The sequence below is a fragment of the Streptomyces sennicomposti genome (assembly GCF_019890635.1).
Classification (GTDB): Bacteria; Actinomycetota; Actinomycetes; order Streptomycetales; family Streptomycetaceae; genus Streptomyces; species Streptomyces sennicomposti.
The window spans coordinates 44,725-64,705 of record NZ_JAIOAB010000016.1; the positions used below are offsets into that span (position 1 = coordinate 44,725).

A 19,981-nucleotide genomic window follows, 5' to 3' on the forward strand; every position below is an offset into this window, starting at 1 on the left:
CCCCGGATCAGCCCGGATACGGCGGGTACGCCCCGGTGAGTTCGCGCACGTCCTCCCGGGCCCGCACCACGTCCACCTCGCCGCGCAGCACCTTGCCGAACAGCACCGCGATCCGCGCCATCTCCTCCTGTCCCATGCCCTGGGTGGTGATCGCCGCGGTGCCCAGGCGCAGTCCGCGGGCGTCGGTGTGCGGCAGCGCACAGCAGTCCAGCACCATCCCGGCCGCCGCCAGCCGGCCGCGCGCGGTGCGCCCCTCGACGCCGAGCGGCGCCGGGTCCGCGGTGATCAGATGGGTGTCGGTGCCGCCGGTGGTCACCGCCAGCCCCTCCGCGGCCAGACACGCGGCCAGCACGCGCGCGTTGGCGACCACCTGGTGGGCGTACGCCGCGAAGGCCGGCGTGGCCGCCTCGCCGAACGCGACGGCCTTCGCCGCGATGGTGTGCATCTGCGCGCCGCCCTGGGTGAACGGGAACACCGCCCGGTCCACCCGCTCGGCCAGCTCGCTCCCGCACAGCAGCATCCCGCCGCGCGGCCCGCGCAGCACCTTGTGCGTGGTGGCGCACACCACGTCCGCGTACGGCACCGGGTCCGGCGCCGCTCCCCCGGCCACCAGGCCCATGGGGTGCGCGGCGTCCGCGATCAGATAGGCGCCCACCTCGTCGGCGACCGCGCGGAAGAAGGCGTAGTCGAGGTGGCGGGGATAGGCGATCGACCCGCACACGATGGCCTTGGGCCGGTGCGTGCGGGCCAGGGTGCGCACCTGGACGTGGTCGATGAGCCCGCTCTCGGCGTCGACGCCGTAGCCGACGAAGTCGAACCAGCGCCCGGAGAAGTTCGCAGGCGAGCCGTGCGTGAGGTGGCCGCCGTAGGGCAGCCCGAGGGCCAGGACGGTGTCGCCGGGGCGCAGCAGCGCCGCGTAGGCGGCCAGCACGGCCGAGGAGCCGGAGTGCGCCTGCACGTTGGCGTGCTCGGCGCCGAACAGCTCGGTCGCGCGCCGCACCGCGAGCCGCTCGGCGGCGTCCACGAACTCGCAGCCGCCGTGGTGGCGGTCGCCGGGGTAGCCCTCGGCGTACTTGTTGGCCAGCGGGGAGCCGAGCGCGGCCAGGACCGCGGGCGAGGTGAAGTTCTCCGCCGCCGTCAGCTGCAATGTGGTCGACTGCCGCTCCAGCTCGCCCAGCACCAGGTCGGCCACTTCGGGGTCCTGCCGTCGCAGGACGTCGCCCTCAAGAGCGGGGATGACCGACATGGTGGTCTCCGGACGGGTCGACGGTGACGTACGTCCAATGTAGGCCCGCACCCGGGGCCCCGCGCGGCCGCTGGGCCTCCCGTGTGGATCAGGCCCCGCGAGCCCGGCATGATCCACACGCGAGGCCCTGTGCCCGACGGGTGCTCCCGACCCCTCAGGCGCGCGCCGCGACCCCCGTCAAGGCCGTCACCACCGGGTCCAGGGCCTGGTGTATCTCGTCGCCGATCGAGCGGAAGAACGGCAGCGGGGCCCCGTAGGGGTCGTAGACCTCGTCCGCCTCCGCGGTCGGGGCCAGGAGCCACCCGCGTAGAGCGGCGGCGGCGCGGACCAGGGCGCGCGCGCGTTCGACCACGCCGTCCTCCAGGGGCGGCAGCGTCGCCGGGTCTATCGCCTTGACCAGGCGGGTGAACTCCTTGAGCGTGAAGGTGCGCAGCCCCGCCGAGTGGCCCATCGACACCACCTGGGCGCGGTGGTCGCGGGTCGCGGTGAGCACCAGGTCGGCCATGATCACGTGCTCGTCGAGGAGTTCGCGGCCGGTGAAGCCGGACGCGTCCGCGCCGAAGTCGGCGAGGACCGTCTCCGCGTTGGTCTCCATGGGCGCGCCCTCGTGGCCCCAGGTGCCGGCGCTCTCCACGATCAGCCCGCCGCCCGCCGGATCGCCGAGCCGGTCCGCGAGGAAATGCCGGGTCAGCCGCTCGGTGATGGGCGAGCGGCACACGTTGCCGGTGCTGACGTGGAGGATGCGGAACGTCTCGCCGGGCGGCCCCGGCTGCGCCGGGATGCTGCCCGGCGCGGTCTTTCCGCCTATGCCACGCCCCGCGTCAGGGGCCGTCAATTCGCCACCTCGAGGTCGGGTACGACCTTGCGCAGCTCCTCGGGCGACAGCGCGCCCTCGCGCAGCAGGACGGGCACCTCGCGGGTGACGTCCACGATGGAGGAGGGCACGTTGCCGGGGGTGGGGCCGCCGTCGAGGTAGACGGAGACGGAGTCGCCGAGCATCTCCTGCGCGGCGTCGCAGGTCTCGGGCGCCGGATGGCCGGTGAGGTTGGCCGAGGAGACGGCCATCGGGCCGACCTCGGTGAGCAGTTCGATGGCGACCGGGTGCAGCGGCATGCGCACGGCGACCGTGCCGCGGGTGTCGCCGAGGTCCCACTGCAACGACGGCTGGTGGCGGGCGACCAGGGTCAGCGCGCCCGGCCAGAACGCGTCGACCAGTTCCCAGGCCTGCTCGGAGAAGTCCGTGACCAGGCCGTGCAGCGTGTTCGGGGAGCCGATGAGGACCGGCGTGGGCATGGCGCGGCCGCGGCCCTTGGCGTCCAGCAGATCGGCCACGGCGTCCCCGGAGAACGCGTCGGCGCCGATGCCGTACACGGTGTCGGTCGGCAGCACCACGAGTTCGCCCCGGCGGACGGCGGACGCTGCCTCGCGCAGACCCGTCGCACGGTCGGTCGCGTCGTTGGTGTCGTATCGCCGTGCCATTGTCAGCGGGCCTCCTCGTACACGTACTGCTGGCTTGAAGTCCTGGCGGGCGCGGTCACGGCAGCGCCTTGCGGGCGGTGGCGAACCGGGGCCGGTTGTTCAGGTCGGGATGGTCGGCCGCGTCGGCCCAGCCCCGCTCCTCGGTGAAGATCCACGGCACCTGTCCGCCCTGGGTGTCGGCGTGCTCGATGACGACGACGCCGCCCGGACGCAGCAGCCGGTGCGCGGTGCGCTCGATGCCGCGGATCAGGTCGAGGCCGTCCTCTCCGGAGAACAACGCCAGCTCGGGGTCGTAGTCGCGGGCCTCCGGGGCGACGTACTCCCATTCGGTGAGCGGGATGTACGGCGGGTTGGAGATCACCAGGTCGACCTGGCCGTCCAGGTCCGGGAAGGCGGTCAGGGCGTCGCCCTGGCGCAGATCGACGCGGGAGCCCTCGACGTTCTTCCGGGTCCAGCGCAGCGCGTCCTCGCTCAGCTCCACGGCGTGCACCCGCGAGCGCGGCACCTCCTGCGCCAGGGCGAGCGCGATGGCGCCCGAGCCGGTGCACAGATCGACGATGCACGGTTCGACCACGTCCATCGCCCGCACCGCGTCTATGGCCCAGCCGACCACGGACTCGGTCTCCGGGCGCGGTACGAACACCCCGGGGCCCACCTGCAGCTCCAGATAGCGGAAGTAGGCCCGCCCGGTGATGTGCTGCAGCGGCTCGCGCTGCTCGCGCCGGGCGATCACCTCCCAGTAGCGGGCGTCGAAGTCGGCGTCCTTGACGGTGTGCAGCTGGCCGCGCTTGACGCCGTGCACGAACGCGGCCAGCTCCTCGGCGTCGTTGCGCGGCGAGGGCACGCCGGCGTCGGCGAGCCGCTGGGTGGCCTGCGCCACCTCCGCGAGCAGCACGCTGCGGGGGCCTGGGGGGCGCCCCCCGAATTCTTGCTGCACGCTCGTCCTCCGGTGCTCGTGCTTCGTACTGCGTGCCGTGCGCGGCCCGCGGGTGCCTTACGCGGCCGCGAGCTTGGCGGCCGAGTCCGCGTCGACGCAGGCCTGGATCACCGCGGCGAGGTCGCCGTCCAGCACCTGGTCGAGGTTGTACGCCTTGAAGCCGACGCGGTGGTCGGAGATGCGGTTCTCCGGGTAGTTGTACGTGCGGATCTTCTCGGAGCGGTCGACGGTGCGGACCTGGCTGCGGCGGGCGTCCGCGGCCTCCCGCTCCGCCTCCTCCTGCGCGGCCGCGAGCAGCCTGGAGCGCAGGATACGCATCGCCTGCTCCTTGTTCTGGAGCTGGCTCTTCTCGTTCTGGCAGGAGGCCACGACGCCGGTGGGCAGGTGCGTGATGCGCACCGCGGAGTCGGTGGTGTTGACGGACTGGCCGCCGGGGCCCGAGGACCGGTAGACGTCGATGCGCAGGTCGTTCGGGTTGATCTCCACGTCGACCTCCTCGGCCTCCGGGGTCACCAGGACACCGGCCGCGGAGGTGTGGATACGGCCCTGCGACTCGGTCGCCGGCACGCGCTGCACGCGGTGCACGCCGCCCTCGTACTTCAGCCGGGCCCACACGCCCTGGCCGGGCTCGATCTGCCCGCGGGCCTTCACCGCGACCTGGACGTCCTTGTAGCCGCCCAGCTCGGACTCGGTGGCGTCGATGATCTCGGTCTTCCAGCCGACGCGCTCGGCGTAGCGCAGGTACATGCGCAGCAGGTCGCCGGCGAACAGCGCCGACTCGTCGCCGCCCGCGCCCGCCTTGATCTCCAGGATGACGTCCTTGTCGTCGCTGGGGTCGCGCGGCACGAGCAGCAGGCGCAGCTTCTCGGTGAGTTCCTCGCGCTGCTTGTCCAGCTCCTTGACCTCGGCGGCGAAGTCCGGGTCGTCGGCGGCCAGTTCGCGCGCGGTCTCGATGTCGTCGCCCGTCTGCTTCCAGGAGCGGTACGTGGCGACGATCGGGGTCAGCTCGGCGTAACGCTTGTTCAGCTTGCGGGCGTTGGCCTGGTCGGCGTGGACCGACGGGTCGGCGAGCTTCTTCTCCAGGTCGGCGTGCTCGGCGACGAGCTCCTCGACGGCCTCGAACATCTTGCGGCTCCTGTACTGCCTGTACTGCTGGTAAGGGGAAGGCGAACGACCAAAAACGCCGGTCCAGGCCCGCCCCGCGAGGGGGTACGGCCGTGGACCGGCGAAAAGGGGCTCGCTACTTCTTGGAGCCGGCGGCAGCCTTGCCGAAGCGGGCCTCGAAGCGGGCCACACGGCCACCGGTGTCGAGGATCTTCTGCTTGCCCGTGTAGAACGGGTGGCACTCGGAGCAGACCTCGGCCCGGATGGTGCCGGACTCGATGGTGCTGCGGGTGGTGAACGACGCGCCACAGGTGCAGCTGACCTGCGTCTCGACGTACTCGGGGTGGATCTCGCGCTTCAAGGTGTCTCCTAGGTTCCGGGAGGGCGCCGGGTCGCCGTCCGCGGGATGCGGAAGCGTGAACCGGAGCCGACGTACCAGTCTGCCAGCACTGGCGCCATCCCCCAAAACCGGGGGGCGGCGCGAGGTATTCCCGGCGGGCGCCGGGAGGGTCACGACGCGCACCGGGGCGGGCGGCTCGCCGCTTCCCGCGACTCCGGAGCGGCGGGAGGCGGCCGCCCGTGGCGCGGGCGGCCGGGCCTCAGGAGGCGCTGACCACGTCCTTGGCCTCGCCCGTGGCGGTGCCCTCGGTGGCGCTCGCCGGGATCGGCCGGTCGGCGCGCAGGGCGTTCCACACCTGCCGCGCCTTGGCCTCGTCGATGACGACCCGGTTGGCGTTCGCGGAGTCGTACTGCACCGGCATCGTGATCATGTGCATCTGACCGGCGCCGATGCCCTTGAGGCCGCCGGCGAAGGAGAGCAGCGAGTTCACCGAGCCGATCTCGGAGTCGGTGGTGACGGCCTTGGTGGCGGTGTCGGCGAGGTCGTAGAGCTTCTTCGGGTTGCCGAACAGGTCGACCTGCTTGATCTGGGTGAGCAGGGCCTTGACGAACGCCTGCTGGAGCTGGATGCGGCCGAGGTCGGAGCCGTCGCCGACGCCGTGCCGGGTGCGCACCAGGCCGAGGGCCTGCTGCCCGTCGAGGGTGTGGGTGCCGGCGGCGAGGTTCAGATGGCTGTTGGGGTCGTGTATGGCCTTGGTCGTGGTGACCTCGACCCCGCCGAGGTCGTCTATCAGCTTCTGGAAGCCGCTGAAGTCGACCTCCAGGTAGTGGTCCATCCGCAGCCCGGTGAGCGACTCCACGGTCTTCACGGCGCAGGCCGCGCCGCCGGTGCCGTACGACTCGTTGAACATCACGTTGTGCGCGGCCCGGTGCTCGCCGCCCTGCGCGTCGGTGCACTCGGGGCGGTCGACGAGGGTGTCGCGGGGTATGGAGACCACGCCGGCCGTCTTGTGACCCTGGTAGACGTGCACGATCATCGCCGTGTCGGAGCGGGCGCTGCCGTCGTCGGTGCCGCCGCCGAGCTTCTTGTTGCCGCCGGCGCGGGTGTCGGAGCCGAGGACCAGGATGTTCTCGGAGCCGTTGTCGGCCGCGGTGGGCCGGTCGGTGCCGAGGGCCTGGTTGATGTCGACGGTCTTGAGGTTGTCGTTGAGCTTGAGGAACAGGTAGCCGGCGCCGGCGCCGCCCAGCACCACGATCCCGGCCGCGGTCCACGCGGTGGCCGTCAGCGCCCTGCGCCGTCCCGTGGGGGGCTTGCGGCGGCGGCCCTTGGCCGCGGCCCGTCGTCTGCTGCTCGTGGAACCGGTCTCCCCCGGTATGCCGGGGTCCGGTGTGCTCTCGGCGGACATGCGCTCCTCAGCTCTCGTATCCGGTCGGTTACCCCCTGTTTTCAGGGTCGGGCTCCGGTGTCTCCGTCCTCGTCGGCGAGTACCCCCGGGCCCCCGACTTCGCTCGCGGGGGCGCGCCCCTGCGCACCGCTTCGTCGCTCGCACACTCAGACGGCACGACGGGCCAAAGGGTTGCACAGGGTTTCGCCCGCCCGGCACACGGCCGGCTGTGTCAAACCTCTCGCCGGGCCGGGAACGCGAGGAGGGCCGCCCCCGTCACAAGGACGGAAGCGGCCCTCCTCAGAGGCGCGGGGAAGTGCGCGACCAGCGAGAACGCACGCTGCCTGTCAGGGGCGCGGGGATGTGCGCGATCAGCCGCACCTCACCCGCACCCGACAAGCCACGGGCACCTGCGCACCCGCCGAAGAGCGACTAGTCGCCGTTGCCCGGCGCGGGCGTCGTCTTCTGGATCTGCATCAGGAACTCGATGTTCGACTTCGTCTGCTTCATCTTGTCCAGCAGCAGCTCGATCGCCTGCTGCTGGTCCAGCGCGTGCAGCACCCGCCGCAGCTTCCAGACGATCGCCAGCTCCTCGGCGCCGAGCAGGATCTCCTCCTTGCGGGTGCCGGACGCGTCCACGTCCACCGCCGGGAAGATCCGCTTGTCCGCGAGCTTGCGGTCGAGCTTCAGCTCCATGTTGCCGGTGCCCTTGAACTCCTCGAAGATCACCTCGTCCATGCGGGACCCGGTGTCCACCAGCGCGGTGGCGAGGATGGTCAGCGAACCGCCGTCCTCGATGTTGCGCGCCGCGCCGAAGAACCGCTTCGGCGGGTACAGGGCGGTCGAGTCGACACCACCGGACAGGATGCGGCCGGAGGCCGGCGCCGCCAGGTTGTAGGCGCGGCCCAGACGCGTGATGGAGTCGAGCAGCACGACCACGTCGTGCCCCAGCTCCACCAGGCGCTTGGCGCGCTCGATGGCCAGCTCGGCGACCGTGGTGTGGTCCTCGGCCGGGCGGTCGAAGGTCGAGGAGATGACCTCGCCCTTGACCGACCGCTGCATGTCGGTGACCTCTTCCGGACGCTCGTCGACGAGGACGACCATCAGGTGGCACTCGGGGTTGTTGTGCGTGATCGCGTTGGCGACCGCCTGCATGATCATGGTCTTGCCGGTCTTCGGCGGGGCCACGATCAGACCGCGCTGGCCCTTGCCGATGGGCGAGACGAGGTCGATGATGCGGGTCGTCAGCACGCCCGGGTCGGTCTCCAGACGGAGCCGGTCCTGCGGGTAGAGCGGGGTGAGCTTGTTGAACTCCGGGCGGCCGCGGCCGTGTTCGGGCGCCATGCCGTTGACGGAGTCGAGGCGGACCAGCGCGTTGAACTTCTCGCGGCGCTCGCCCTCCTTGGGCTGGCGCACGGCGCCGGTGATGTGGTCGCCCTTGCGCAGGCCGTTCTTGCGGACCTGGGCGAGGGAGACGTACACGTCGTTCGGGCCGGGCAGGTAGCCGGAGGTCCGGATGAACGCGTAGTTGTCGAGGATGTCGAGGATGCCCGCGACCGGGATCAGGACGTCGTCCTCAGCGATCTGCGGCTCCTGCACGTCGTCGCGGCCACGGCGGCCACGGCGGTCGCGGTAGCGGCCGCGCCGGCCCCGGCGCCCGCCGTCGAAGTCGTCGTCGTCCTGCGGGCCGTTGTTGCGGTCCTGGCGGCCGCCGCCCTGCTGCTGGCTCTGCTGCTGACGCCGGCCGTCCTGGCCGCCGCCCTGCTGGTCGTCGCCCTTGCGGCGGTCCCCGCCGCGGTCACGGTCCCCGCCGCGGTCACGGTCGCGGTCACGGTCACGGCCGCGCTCACGACGGTCGCGGCGGCGGCCCTCGGCGCCGTCGGCGTCGCCGCCCTTGGCGTCGGCCTGCGGCTGGGCCTGCTGCGCGGGGGCGGTCTCGGCCTTCGCCTCGCTCTTCGCCTCGGCGGCGACGGTCTCGGCGCTGCCGGCCGGGCTGCCCGCGTCGGCGGTGGCACGACGCCGGCGGCGCTCCACGGGAGCATCCTCGCTGGCGGGCTGGCCGGGGATCTCGATCTGCTGCTGGGCCGTGGCCTTCTCGGCCGGGGCCTCGGCCGCCTTCTTCGCGGCCTCGTCACCCGTGCGGGCGCGGGAGGTGGTGCGGCGCTTCGGCTTGGTCTCAGCCTCGCCGGCGGGCGCGGCGGCCTTCGCGGGGGCGGCGCCCCCTCCGGCCTGCGCCTCCTTGATGACCTCGATCAGCTGGCTCTTGCGCATCCGCGCGGTGCCCCTGATGCCGAGGCCGGAGGCGACCTGCTGCAGCTCGGCCAGCACCATGCCCTCGAGGCCGGTACCACGGCGCCGCCGGGAGCCGGCACCGGTGGCAGGCGCGGAGGCGTCCGTGGCGGGCGCGGCAGCGGTCTCCTCGACACGTGCGCCCATCAGATCGGTGGTGTCGCTCACGAAGGGTCCTTCCCTGGAGCGGACGTCGGCCTGTCTGGCTCGGCGACCGGTTGTGCTGTCCGGCTTCGGTCCTTGCTGTGTGGACCGTGCCGGGGCGGTGGTCCGCCAAAGCGGCGGAAGAGATATCTGGTGACTGGCGCTTCCCCGACGATCCGCGACACCGAGTGTCACGTGGCCTGGTAGCACCGATTCCGAAGCTCCCCCAGAGGGGGGACCCCCACCTGTGGACCGCTCAGTGTCCGCGTACGACGTACTGCCCGGATACGGCGTACGGAACACAGAGTGACTTGGGGAGCTCCCGGAAGAATGTTGGTCCCGGACGGGGACACGAAGCACCTCGCCATGGTGAGGTCGGGTGCAGACTTGAGATTAACACTACCGGATCCAACAAACATTCCCCCTCTCGAAATCCGGCAATCGCGTGTCAGCCCGCCAACGGGAGCACGCACGCGCCCTGCTGGTCCAGGTGCAGCCGGTTGGCGGCCCATTCGGGTCCGGCCAGCCGCTCCACCTTGTCGGCGGTGTCCGCGTCGGCCAGCGCCATGACCGTCGGTCCGGCGCCGGAGATGACCGCCGGGATCCCGTCGGCGCGCAGCCGCTCCACCAGCGCGGCGCTCTCCGGCATCGCCGGGGCGCGGTACTCCTGGTGGAGGCGGTCCTCGGTGGCCGGCAGCAGCAGCTCGGGGCGCCGGGTCAGGGCCTCGACGAGCAGCGCGGCACGGCCCGCGTTGACGGCCGCGTCGACGTGCGGCACGGTGCGCGGCAGCAGGCCGCGCGCGGTCTCGGTCAGTACCGGCTTCCCGGGCACGAAAACCACCGGAACGATGGAATCGCAGGGGTCCATCCTGATCGCGCGGGCGGCGCCGCTCTCCATCCAGGACAGGGTGAACCCGCCGAGCAGACACGCCGCGACGTTGTCCGGGTGGCCCTCGATCTCGGTGGCCAGCTCCAGCAGCCCGATCTCGTCGAGGCGGGCCTCGCCGCCTATGGTCACGGCGCGGGCGGCGACGATGCCGGCGCAGATAGCGGCGGAGGAGGAGCCGAGGCCGCGGCCGTGCGGGATGCGGTTGGCGCAGACGATCTCCAGGCCGCGCGGCTGCCCGCCGAGCACGTCGAAGGCGGTGCGCAGCGACCGTACGAGCAGGTGCTTCTCGTCGCGCGGCAGGGTCTCGCTGCCCTCGCCCGCGATGTCGATGTGCAGCCCGGAGTCGGCCACCCGGACGACCACGTCGTCGTAGAGCCCCAGCGCGAGGCCGAAGGCGTCGAAGCCCGGCCCGAGGTTGGCGCTGGTGGCGGGGACGCGCACCCGGACGGCGGCGGCGCGGAACGCTGGACCGGCCATCGCTCGTTGACTCTCCTTGAGCTGCGTGGTGGCCGAATGGCGTTCGACGGGCATCCGACGGACATTCGACCGACATTCGGCTGACGTTCGACAGGGACGAAAGGACCCGGGGGCCGCGACCGCGGGAACGGCGCGGCGCCGCACGCTATGCGGGGCATATGCGGCGGGCGGGTTCGGTACAGCCTATCGAAGGAAGGTTCTGTGGCGACATAGGGCGCACAGGAGGCGCACGATGCGTGTCGCATGCCCCCCGTGCACCCTGCGCACGGTGCCCCTGGAGGGGGCGTCATGGAAGGTGGCGGGGGGTGCGGGGTACGGAGTGCGGGGTACGGAGTGCGCGGCGCGGGACGCGGAGTGCGCGCGGAGCGCGGCGGGTGTCCGGCGACGGCGGCACGGAGTGCGTCCGTACCGTCGGGCACGGAGTGCGTCCGTGCCACCGGGCACGGAGTGCGTCTGTACCGCTGCGGGGCCCGTACCGGCGTGCGGCGCGCGGTGGGGCGTACGGCCGCGCGGCGCGCGGTGGCTGGTACGACTTGCGCGGCGCGCAGTGGCTCGTACGACTGCGCGGCGCGCCGCCGGGTACGGCAGGCGTACTCCGCCGGGACGGGGTGCGCTCATCCGGAAGCGGGCGGGACGCCGGGGCCGGGCGGCGAGCCCGAGGACGCGCCGACCGCGCCGACCTGCCGACCTGCCGAAGCGCTCGGCAGCAGGCGCCCGCAGGACTGGCCCGCCGGGCAGGTGCCGGGCGGCGGGCGCCCGCAGGAGCCGCGCCGCCCGGCCCGTCCGGATCAGGCCAGGCCCAGCCGTTCCGCCGCCGTGGCCGCGTCCACCGGGACGGTGACCGGCTGCGGGGCGCCGGCGACGGCCCAGTCGGGGTCCTTGAGGCCGTTGCCGGTGACGGTGCACACGATCCGCTGGCCCGGGTCGACCTTGCCCTGCTCGGCGGCCTTCAGCAGACCGGCGACGGACGCGGCCGACGCGGGTTCGACGAAGACGCCCTCCTGCGCGGCCAACAGCCGGTAGGCGCGCAGGATCTCACGGTCCGTCACCTCGTCGATGGCGCCGCCGGACTCGTCGCGGGCGGCCAGCGCGTACGTCCACGAGGCCGGGTTGCCGATGCGGATGGCGGTGGCGATGGTCGAGGGGTCCTTGACGACCTCGCCGCGCACGATCGGCGCGCTGCCGGCGGCCTGGAAGCCCCACATGCGCGGGGTCTTCGTGGCGACGCCGTCGGCGGCGTACTCCCGGTAGCCCTTCCAGTACGCGGTGATGTTGCCCGCGTTGCCGACCGGGAGGACGTGGATGTCGGGGGCGTCGCCGAGCATGTCGACGATCTCGAAGGCGGCCGTCTTCTGGCCCTCGATCCGCACCGGGTTGACCGAATTGACCAGCGCCACGGGGTAGTTGTCGCTGAGCGAGCGGGCGAGGGTGAGGCAGTCGTCGAAGTTTCCGTCGACCTGGAGGATCTTCGCGCCGTGCACGAGGGCCTGGCCCATCTTGCCGAGCGCGATCTTGCCCTGCGGCACGAGCACCGCGGAGACCATCCCGGCGCGTACGGCGTAGGCGGCGGCGGAGGCGGAGGTGTTGCCGGTGGAGGCGCAGATGACCGCCTTGGCGCCCTCCTCCTTCGCCCTGCTGATCGCCATCGTCATGCCGCGGTCCTTGAAGGACCCGGTCGGGTTCGCGCCTTCGACCTTGAGGTGGACCTCGCAGCCGGTGCGCTCGGAGAGCACCTGCGCGGGGACGAGGGGCGTACCGCCCTCCCGGAGCGTCACGACCGGCGTGCTGTCGGACACCGGCAGCCGGTCCCGGTACTCCTCGATGATGCCGCGCCACTGGTGGGTCATTGCTGGTTACTCTCCTTCAACCCGCATGATGCTGGCGACGCCCCGCACGGTGTCGAGGCTGCGCAGCGCCTCGACGGTGCCGGTGAGGGCGGCGTCGGACGCTCGGTGGGTGACGACGACGAGGGAGGCCTCGCCGCCCTCCCGTCGCCCACCACCGCCCTGAACGACGGCGACTGCGTCGCCGCTGCTTTGATTTCTGCCCTGCTGACGGACGGTGTCGATGGACACCCCGTGCTCGGCGAACACGGTGGCGACCTGCGCGAGGACGCCGGGTTTGTCGGCGACGTCCAGGCTGATGTGGTAGCGCGTGACGACCTCGCCCATGGGCGAGACGGGCAGCGCGGCGTACGCCGACTCGCCGGGCCCGGTGGTCCCGCTGAGCCGGTTGCGGCAGACCGCGACGAGGTCGCCGAGGACGGCGGAGGCGGTGGGCGAACCGCCGGCGCCGGGACCGTAGAACATCAGCTGGCCGGCGGCCTCCGACTCCACGAAGACGGCGTTGTACGCGCCGCGCACCGAGGCCAGCGGATGGCTGAGCGGGATCATCGCGGGGTGCACGCGCGCGGTGACGGAGGCGCCGTCGGCGGCCCGCTCGCAGATGGCGAGCAGCTTGATGGTGCAGCCCATCTCCTTGGCGGAGGCGAAGTCGGCGGCGGTGACCTCGGTCATGCCCTCGCGGTACACGTCGTCCAGGCGTACCCGGGTGTGGAAGGCGATCCCGGCGAGGATGGCGGCCTTGGCGGCGGCGTCGAAGCCCTCGACGTCGGCGGTCGGGTCGGCCTCGGCGTACCCGAGCGCGGTGGCCTCGTCCAGGGCCTCCTGGTAGCCGGCGCCGGTGGAGTCCATCTTGTCGAGGATGAAGTTGGTGGTGCCGTTGACGATGCCGAGCACCCGGTTGACCTTGTCGCCGGCGAGGGACTCGCGCAGCGGGCGGATCAGCGGGATGGCGCCGGCGACGGCGGCCTCGTAGTACAGGTCGCGGCCGTGCTCGTCGGCGGCGGCGTGCAGGGCGGCCCCGTCCTGGGCGAGGAGGGCCTTGTTGGCGGAGACGACGGAGGCGCCGTGCTCGAAGGCGGTGGTGATGAGCGTCCGGGCGGGCTCGATACCGCCGATCACCTCGACCACGACGTCGATGTCGCCGCGTTTGACGAGGGCGGTGGCGTCGGTGGTGACGAGGGCCGGGTCGATGCCCTCGCGCACTTTGGCGGGGCGGCGGACGGCGACCCCGGCCAGTTCGACCGGGGCGCCGATGCGGGCGGCGAGGTCGGCGGCGTGCGTCGTCATGATGCGCGCCACCTCTGAGCCGACGACCCCACAGCCCAGCAGCGCCACCTTCAGCGGACGCGTACGCATCATCCGACCTCGTTTCCTCATACCGTCTACGGTTCGACCAGTCTCACTCACCGGACCGCAGTTTCTGTCATTTGTCCGGATCGTGAGACGTTTATTTCATTTTCGTCGGCCCGGGCGACGAAGATCTTCCGGCCCCGGGACGTGTCGTGTCTGGCTCATGCGTCACCCGCCGCCGAGCCCGCGTCACCCGACGTCGAGACGGAGGAGGTCGTCCTCCGTCTCGCGCCGGACGATCACCCGGGCCTCGCCGTCGGCGACGGCGAGCACCGGCGGGCGCAGCGCGTGGTTGTAGTTGCTCGCCATGGAACGGCAGTACGCGCCGGTCGCGGGCACGGCGACGAGGTCGCCGGGGGCGAGGTCGGCGGGCAGGAACGCGTCCTTCACGACGATGTCGCCGCTCTCGCAGTGCTTGCCGACGACGCGGACGAGCATCGGCTCGGCGTCGGAGGTGCGGGAGACCAGGGCGACGCTGTACTCGGCGTCGTAGAGCGCGGTGCGGATGTTGTCCGACATGCCGCCGTCGACGGAGACGTAGGTGCGCAGCCCGTCCAGCGGCTTGACGGTGCCGACCTCGTAGAGCGTGAAGGCGGTCGGCCCGACGATCGCGCGCCCGGGCTCGACGGAGATACGGGGCGTGCGCAGCTTCGCGGCCTCGCACTCGCGGCTGACGATCTCGGTGAGCGCCTTGGCGATCTCGTGCGGCTCGCGCGGGTCGTCGTCGCTGGTGTACGCGATGCCGAGGCCGCCGCCGAGGTCGATCTCGGGCAGCTCGACGCCGTGCTCGTCGCGGATGTCCTTGAGCAGGCCGACGACGCGGTGCGCGGCGACCTCGAAGCCCGACATGTCGAAGATCTGCGACCCGATGTGGCTGTGGATGCCGATGAGTTCGAGCCCGTCCAGCTTCAGCGCCCGCCGCACCGCCTCGGCGGCCTGGCCGCCGGCCAGCGGGATGCCGAACTTCTGGTCCTCGTGGGCGGTGGCGATGAACTCGTGCGTGTGCGCCTCGACGCCGACGGTGACCCGGATCTGCACCCGCTGGCGCTGCCCGAGCGACTGGGCGATGTGCGCGACGCGGACGATCTCCTGGAAGGAGTCGAGCACGATCCGCCCGACCCCGGCGCGCACGGCGCGCTCGATCTCCGCGGCGGACTTGTTGTTGCCGTGGAAGGCGATCCGGTCCGCGGGCATCCCGGCGGACAGCGCGGTGGCCAGCTCGGTGCCGGAGCAGACGTCGAGGTTGAGCCCCTCCTCGTCCAGCCAGCGCACGACGGCCCGGGACAGGAACGCCTTGCCGGCGTAGAACACGTCGGCGCCCGGCCCGAAGGCGTCGCGCCAGGCGCGGGCGCGGGAACGGAAGTCGGCCTCGTCCAGCACGTACGCCGGCGTGCCGAACTCCTCGGCGATCCGGGTGACGGGCAGGCCGCCAACGGTCACGACACCGTCCGCGCCCCGCTCGACGGTCTGCGCCCACACCTTGGCGTCGAGGGTGTTGAGGTCGGCGGGCGGGGCCGAGTAGTGCCCCTCGGGCAGGACATCGGCGTGACGGGGCCCGGCGGGATGTGCGGAACGGCTCATGTCGGTGTGTCTCTCTGCACTCTCTCAGAGGTGGTCAGGGGCGTCGATGCCGAGCAGGGACAGGCCGCCGGCCAGCACCGTCCCGGCGGCTTCGGCGAGGGCGAGCCGGGCGCGGTGGGCGGCCGAGGGTTTCTCCTCGCCGAGCGGCAGCACGGTGACGAGGTACGGCAGGGCGGCATCGGCGACATTGACGAGGTGCCGGGCGAGACGGTCGGGCGCGCGGTGCGTGGCGGCCCCGTCGAGGACACGGGGGTGATCGGCGAGGACGGCGAGCAGCGCACGGGCGGCCGCCCCGTCGACGGGCCCCGGCTCGGGCCCGAACCCGAGATCGGCGGCGTTGCGCAGCAGCGCGCGGGCGCGGGCGTGGGCGTACCGGACGCGGAAGAGGGGGTTGCTCTCCCGCTGGACGAGATACGCCCGGCCGGGACGGGGCCGGTCGTGGGGCGCGGGGTGGAGCAGGGCCCAGCGGGCGGCGTCGGGGCCGAGGGAGAGGAGGTCGCTCTCGGGGGTTCCGGCGGGGGCACGGCCTTCGGCGAGGTCGCCTTCCGGGGGCGCGGGGGCGGGGACGGCCGGGGTGGGGCGGATGTCGAGGGTGACGGGGGTGGCGGGGGTGACGGGGGTGTCGTTGCCGTCGAGCGGGGCGGTGGTGGCGGGGCCGAGGTCTGCGGGGGCGGCGGCGGAGGGGCTGGCGTCTGCGCGAGGGCCGGCGGAGGGGCTGGTGTCTGCCGGAGCGCCGGCGGAGAAGTGGACGTCTGCCGGAGCGTCGGCGGCGGTGAGGCTGATGTCTGCCGGGAGGGCGAGGAGGTCGGCCCAGGCGGAGGCGGAGGCGGGCGGCGGGGGCGGGCCCGCGTGACTGACGCCGGCACCGGCGCCGGAACCGGCACCGGCACCGGCACTGACGCCGACGCAACGGATACGGACGGTGTCGCCGTGGACCGCCCGGAGGAGCCGCGCGACGACGTCGGCGTGGACGAGGGCGCGGGGTTCGCGGCGGCAGCGCAGCTCGACGGCCCGCGAGGGGGCGCCGGGGTCGGCGTGCCCGTACCGCTCCCCGCGGCGGAGGATCTCCTCGACGAGGCGCTGCGCCCCGGCGTCGGCGTCGGCCGCGCGGAGGCTGATGTTGAGGAACCCGGGCCCGGTGACGGAGACGTCGCGGATGCCGTCGAGGTCCAGGAGGTGGCCGCGCAGCACGTCGGCGACGCGGAGGGCGGGCTGTCCGGCGGGCCGGGCGAGCTGAAGGGCGACGTTGGTGGCGTAGTCACCGCACCCGCCGGCCCCGGGCGGAGTCACGACGACCCGCTCCGGCGGATCCACGCTCAGCTCCCCCGCGTCGACAGCGCGACGCACCGCGCGCAGCACGGTACGGGAGAGCTCGACGGGGGTCACGGGTCAAGCGTAGGGGAGGAGGGGGGTGGGTAGGCGAGTCCATTTGGCCGGGGTATCGGTATGTGGACGGTGGGATACCGATGCGCGGGACGGAGGAACGGCGCAGTGGAGGCCGTGGAGGATCAGCCGCCGGGCCGCCCGGCCCACCGCCCGGCGCCTCCGGGCCCGGAGGGCCCGTCCCCCGCGGCGCCGGCCTGCCGCCCCCGCCCCTCGACGAGCCCCAGCACGACTCTCACCAACTCGGCGGGCTCGAAGGGCTTGGCGAGGAAGGCGTCGACCCCGACGCCGACCCCGGCCTCGACCTCGTGCTCGCTGCACGCGCTGACGATGGCGAGAGGAAGATCACGCGTACGGGGGTCGGCACGAAGCTGGGCGGCGGTGGAGAGGCCGTCGAGCCGGGGCATGACGACGTCAAGGGTGACGACGTCGGGCCGCACCTGATGGATCACTTCCAGACACTCGGCACCATCGGCCGCGGTCACGACCTCGAGCCCCTCAAGCTCGAGATTGACCCTGATCAGCTGCCGGATGACCTTGTTGTCGTCCACAACAAGCACCCGTCCCGAAGCGCCTGACACAACTCGAGCGTAGGTCCAGCCCGGCCGGCGCGTCCGGGTTTTCCCCACTTCCACCCCGTCCGGGGGACGCGGCATACGGAGGTGGACGCCGGCACCACGCCCCCGGAACGATGCCGCCCCACGCCGTCGAACACCCACCCCACCACCCGACGAAAAGCCGCCACCGGGACCACGAACCCCAGGCCGGCCCCGAAGGCGGACACCGGCGGCCTCCCCCGCGTCCGGGCCACCCGCAGACACAGCCCCCGGACCAGCCCCCGGGCGCCCCTCCCCCCGAAAACGTTCATGACCACCCCACCAGAGCTGGTAGTGTTCTACTCGTCGCCGGGCGCGAGGAACGCACCCGACACGCCCCCGTAGCTCAGGGGATAGAGCAACGGCCTCCGGAGCCGTGTGCGCAGGTTCGAATCCTGCCGGGGGCACCCTTTGTGAGGTGCCTAAAGACCCCGTGACCAGCGGAAACGCTGAGCGCGGGGTCTTTATGTTTGTGCAGGTGTGTGCCGCCCGGAGCGGCCGTATGTCGGGGTCTGTGGACGAGGCGTGGACGGGATCTTGGGGCATCGCCGCAGGTGATGTGCCTGATCCGAGTCGAGCAGGCCTGCTCCTCGCTATCGTCGCTCTGGCCCTGAGGTCCGCCGTGGCGAGACATCAAGCTCGCGTCGCGAACCGTCGCAGCTACCCTCAGCCGTCGGCTCCAGACAGACGAACAGACGAGTTGGGGGACTCATGGATCTATCCGCTGTAGCCGTTGGGCTGATCACTGCTGGAGGAACTCTGGGTGGGGCGATGTTCAACGAGTTCGCCAGCCAGAAGCGCGAAAAGCGTGCTGATCGACAACGCATGCAGGAACGCGACGACAGAGCACAGCAAGCAAGACGTGACCTCTATGCCCGGCTGAACACCACCGCTCGCGCATATCGGGTCGCTGCCCGAGATGTAGTCCGAGCAGCCGAGCGGGGTGAAGACGTCGAGTCAGCAGTCCTCGATGCTGCCCAAGAGGCCTGGGCGGAGGAATATTCGCAGGCGCAGATGGCACTGTCGAAGGACGTCCTGGAAGTGACCTCGGCCCTGAACAGGGCTCTTGGTGTCGGATATGCCGTTGCGAAGCACCTGCCGAGCAGTCTCAGCCCAAGTGCGGCATACAGCCGGGCGCATACTTGGTTCAGCGGCCCGCTGTCCGACGGCGTGTACCTACTGCGGGTCACTTTGCGACATGACCTCGGCGTCGAGGTGCAGCCTGACTTCGAACGCTCTCGCATGCGAGCTCTCGCTGCCCTCGACAGTGAACGAAGAGCCCTTGAACGCCAACTCGCTTCAGAGCAGATCGAGACCAGCCGATCCGCATAACGCACAAACCAGATGCCGAGGTCCCTGCGCATGGCGCTCAGGGGCCTCACAAATGATCAGGCCTTGTCACTCGTATTCGCGCAGCAGGTCTTCAATGCGGCGATTGGCGACGCCGCGCCGTCCGTCGAGGCACTTCACGTAGCGGGTCAGTAGAACCTCGACGCTGTTGCCGGCGCGCTCGGCAACCTCCATTCGGTCGACTCCTGCATTGAGCCACGTCGATAGTGCCGAAGGTCGTACGGTCTGCTCGCAAGCGGCGAGGCCAGTACGGCCAGCGGGAGCGCCAAAAGCCGAGCCTCCTGCCACACGTGGTAGTAGGTCGAGGACGAGACGACCGATCCCTTCTCGTTGAAGAAGAGTCGCCCGTCTTTCGCCGTGCCGAACGTGGCCAGGTGCTCGCACAGCACAGCGACGAGCTGTGGAGGAATGGGCACGCACCGAACATCCTCGGTCGGCCGATCCTTGAGTCCCCGATCGTCGCGGGTCTCCCCCGAGTCGGCGTAAGGCCGAATTGAGGGGCGGCAGTCAGGCAGCTCAGTTCAAACGGTAGGCGTCTTCCAGTTCCTGCCCATCCGCAGGAAGAAGCACGTCAGAGACCTGCAGTGCCTGGCCGGAGGCATCGCAGGCGATGACAAGAACGCTCAGGACAGGGATGCCATCCGGAAGCCCCAGCAACTCAACTTCGGCAGCGTCGGGCAGCCTGGCGGACACCCGCTTCGTGACATCGACCAGGCGCCCATGGGTCTGCGACTCGTCGCGTGTCAAGGCCTCGAGACCGCGCCGATCCTTGCTCTCGACGACCGCGGGGCGTCCGCGCACCATGGTCCCGTACCCTGCCGGGACTCCAGCCAGCCGTCCCGCTCCAGCGCTCGCACGACCGTGGGGCGTGACATCCCGAACGCCTGCACCAACTCGTTCTCACTGGGAACCCGTGTGCCAGGCGCGTACGTGCCGTCCTCGATACGACGTTGGATCGTCTGCGCGAGGCGCACGTACTTGGGTGCCTCCACTTCATACGCCATGAACGCCGCCGCCTGTCGAGATTGGCCAGGCCAACCAGTCAACCAGACTAGCGACTATGCTCGGGCGGCAGTAGAAGCGGGGCAGGTCTGGCTCATGAAGGCCAGGCATCGGCCATCACGAAGGAGACGACCGTTCCCCCGAAGCGGCTCGGCCTGGAGTCCCAGGACTCGGCGATGGAGTCGACCAGGAGCAGTCCGCGCCCGTGCGCGTCGTCCGCGTCCGGCGGGCGGAGACGTACATTCGCCGGGTATCCCGGGTTGTGCACCTCCACCCGCAGTGAAGTTCCCTCCCGGAACCACTCCACCCGTACGAGCCACTCCTCGTCCGACCGTCCGTAGCAGATCGCGTTGGTCACCAGCTCCGAGATCATCAGCGTGCAGTCGTCGACCGAGCAGAGCGGGTTGTAGGGGCGATGAACTTGCGGAACCAGCGCCGGGCCCTGGGTACGGACTCCGGAGTTGGTAGCAAGGTCATCGCCCCGAGCCGCGGCGAGTCCTCGCAGGGGTAGCGATCCATCGTGTAGGTCATCCGCGCTCACTCCTTGCCGCTGCCGTCGCAGTCGAGGCAGCGCCGCTTCGACGTG

General features: G+C 71.8%; 15 protein-coding genes, 1 tRNA gene and 3 pseudogenes. 2 read left to right on the top strand and 17 right to left on the bottom strand.

From position 1 onward, the window contains the following. Nucleotides 1–7: 7 nt before the first annotated feature. The 14 genes from glyA to K7787_RS12200 form a co-directional block, all read right to left on the bottom strand. Nucleotides 8–1,246 (bottom strand): serine hydroxymethyltransferase, encoded by a 1,239-nt coding sequence (gene glyA, locus K7787_RS12135; RefSeq protein ID WP_223001398.1) that lies wholly within the window; start codon nucleotides 1,244–1,246, stop codon nucleotides 8–10. Between the two features lie 154 nt (nucleotides 1,247–1,400). Next, nucleotides 1,401–2,081, bottom strand: a complete 681-nt coding sequence (locus tag K7787_RS12140; protein ID WP_009190631.1) for an arsenate reductase/protein-tyrosine-phosphatase family protein — start codon at nucleotides 2,079–2,081, stop codon at nucleotides 1,401–1,403. After that, nucleotides 2,078–2,725 (bottom strand): L-threonylcarbamoyladenylate synthase, encoded by a 648-nt coding sequence (locus K7787_RS12145; protein WP_009190630.1) that lies wholly within the window; start codon nucleotides 2,723–2,725, stop codon nucleotides 2,078–2,080. Before K7787_RS12145 ends, K7787_RS12140 begins: the two co-directional genes overlap by 4 nt. Nucleotides 2,726–2,780: 55 nt before the next feature. Next, the gene (prmC, locus tag K7787_RS12150; protein WP_009190629.1) at nucleotides 2,781–3,620 is read right to left on the bottom strand and encodes a peptide chain release factor N(5)-glutamine methyltransferase; all 840 of its coding nucleotides are present in this window, start codon (nucleotides 3,618–3,620) and stop codon (nucleotides 2,781–2,783) included. A 99-nt stretch (nucleotides 3,621–3,719) separates the two neighbouring features. Next, nucleotides 3,720–4,787: a peptide chain release factor 1 gene (gene prfA, locus K7787_RS12155; RefSeq protein WP_009190628.1), complete on the bottom strand. Its 1,068-nt coding sequence runs from the start codon at nucleotides 4,785–4,787 to the stop codon at nucleotides 3,720–3,722. A 115-nt stretch (nucleotides 4,788–4,902) separates the two neighbouring features. Beyond that, nucleotides 4,903–5,127: a 50S ribosomal protein L31 gene (rpmE, locus tag K7787_RS12160; protein WP_009190627.1), complete on the bottom strand. Its 225-nt coding sequence runs from the start codon at nucleotides 5,125–5,127 to the stop codon at nucleotides 4,903–4,905. A gap of 238 nt (nucleotides 5,128–5,365) precedes the next feature. Beyond that, the gene (locus K7787_RS12165; protein WP_223001399.1) at nucleotides 5,366–6,511 is read right to left on the bottom strand and encodes an LCP family protein; all 1,146 of its coding nucleotides are present in this window, start codon (nucleotides 6,509–6,511) and stop codon (nucleotides 5,366–5,368) included. 411 nt (nucleotides 6,512–6,922) lie between these two features. Next, entirely contained in the window at nucleotides 6,923–8,947 is a 2,025-nt protein-coding gene (rho, locus tag K7787_RS12170) for a transcription termination factor Rho (RefSeq protein ID WP_169437708.1), read from the bottom strand. Nucleotides 8,948–9,371: 424 nt separating this feature from the next. Continuing rightward, nucleotides 9,372–10,289, bottom strand: a complete 918-nt coding sequence (thrB, locus tag K7787_RS12175) for a homoserine kinase (protein ID WP_223001400.1) — start codon at nucleotides 10,287–10,289, stop codon at nucleotides 9,372–9,374. A gap of 788 nt (nucleotides 10,290–11,077) precedes the next feature. After that, the gene (gene thrC / locus K7787_RS12180; protein WP_019983735.1) at nucleotides 11,078–12,136 is read right to left on the bottom strand and encodes a threonine synthase; all 1,059 of its coding nucleotides are present in this window, start codon (nucleotides 12,134–12,136) and stop codon (nucleotides 11,078–11,080) included. A gap of 6 nt (nucleotides 12,137–12,142) precedes the next feature. Then, entirely contained in the window at nucleotides 12,143–13,492 is a 1,350-nt protein-coding gene (locus tag K7787_RS12185; protein ID WP_019983736.1) for a homoserine dehydrogenase, read from the bottom strand. Between the two features lie 180 nt (nucleotides 13,493–13,672). Further along, on the bottom strand, nucleotides 13,673–15,064 hold the full coding sequence (gene lysA, locus K7787_RS12190; protein ID WP_019983737.1) for a diaminopimelate decarboxylase: 1,392 nt from the start codon (nucleotides 15,062–15,064) through the stop codon (nucleotides 13,673–13,675). A gap of 24 nt (nucleotides 15,065–15,088) precedes the next feature. Next, entirely contained in the window at nucleotides 15,089–16,450 is a 1,362-nt protein-coding gene (gene nrtL / locus K7787_RS12195; RefSeq protein ID WP_223001401.1) for an ArgS-related anticodon-binding protein NrtL, read from the bottom strand. A 122-nt stretch (nucleotides 16,451–16,572) separates the two neighbouring features. Beyond that, the gene (locus K7787_RS12200) at nucleotides 16,573–17,103 is read right to left on the bottom strand and encodes a response regulator (protein ID WP_223001402.1); all 531 of its coding nucleotides are present in this window, start codon (nucleotides 17,101–17,103) and stop codon (nucleotides 16,573–16,575) included. A 275-nt stretch (nucleotides 17,104–17,378) separates the two neighbouring features. On the opposite strand from K7787_RS12200, the gene K7787_RS12205 reads away from it, so the two are divergent. Next, nucleotides 17,379–17,450: transfer RNA gene (locus K7787_RS12205), tRNA-Arg, on the top strand. Between the two features lie 364 nt (nucleotides 17,451–17,814). Then, nucleotides 17,815–18,375, top strand: a complete 561-nt coding sequence (locus K7787_RS12210) for a hypothetical protein (protein ID WP_247720804.1) — start codon at nucleotides 17,815–17,817, stop codon at nucleotides 18,373–18,375. Nucleotides 18,376–18,441: 66 nt separating this feature from the next. Here the strand turns inward: K7787_RS12210 and K7787_RS12215 are convergent. From K7787_RS12215 to K7787_RS12225, 3 pseudogenes are all read right to left on the bottom strand, one after another. Further along, nucleotides 18,442–18,875, bottom strand: a pseudogene (locus tag K7787_RS12215) (tyrosine-type recombinase/integrase); the annotation flags it as partial. Nucleotides 18,876–18,909: 34 nt separating this feature from the next. After that, nucleotides 18,910–19,397, bottom strand: a pseudogene (locus K7787_RS32425) (GntR family transcriptional regulator). A gap of 92 nt (nucleotides 19,398–19,489) precedes the next feature. Continuing rightward, a pseudogene (locus K7787_RS12225) lies at nucleotides 19,490–19,926 on the bottom strand (ATP-binding protein). Nucleotides 19,927–19,981 lie beyond the last annotated feature (55 nt).

Excerpts from the sequence above, each read along its gene's own strand:
- glyA (WP_223001398.1), bottom strand. The coding sequence starts at position 1,246 with ATGTCGGTCATCCCCGCTCTTGAGGGCGACGTCCTGCGACGGCAGGAC.
- K7787_RS12145 (WP_009190630.1), bottom strand. The coding sequence starts at position 2,725 with ATGGCACGGCGATACGACACCAACGACGCGACCGACCGTGCGACGGGT.
- prfA (WP_009190628.1), bottom strand. The coding sequence starts at position 4,787 with ATGTTCGAGGCCGTCGAGGAGCTCGTCGCCGAGCACGCCGACCTGGAG.
- K7787_RS12165 (WP_223001399.1), bottom strand. The coding sequence starts at position 6,511 with ATGTCCGCCGAGAGCACACCGGACCCCGGCATACCGGGGGAGACCGGT.
- thrB (WP_223001400.1), bottom strand. The coding sequence starts at position 10,289 with ATGGCCGGTCCAGCGTTCCGCGCCGCCGCCGTCCGGGTGCGCGTCCCC.
- thrC (WP_019983735.1), bottom strand. The coding sequence starts at position 12,136 with ATGACCCACCAGTGGCGCGGCATCATCGAGGAGTACCGGGACCGGCTG.
- K7787_RS12185 (WP_019983736.1), bottom strand. The coding sequence starts at position 13,492 with ATGATGCGTACGCGTCCGCTGAAGGTGGCGCTGCTGGGCTGTGGGGTC.
- lysA (WP_019983737.1), bottom strand. The coding sequence starts at position 15,064 with ATGAGCCGTTCCGCACATCCCGCCGGGCCCCGTCACGCCGATGTCCTG.
- K7787_RS12200 (WP_223001402.1), bottom strand. The coding sequence starts at position 17,103 with ATGCCGCGTCCCCCGGACGGGGTGGAAGTGGGGAAAACCCGGACGCGC.
- K7787_RS12210 (WP_247720804.1), top strand. The coding sequence starts at position 17,815 with ATGTTCAACGAGTTCGCCAGCCAGAAGCGCGAAAAGCGTGCTGATCGA.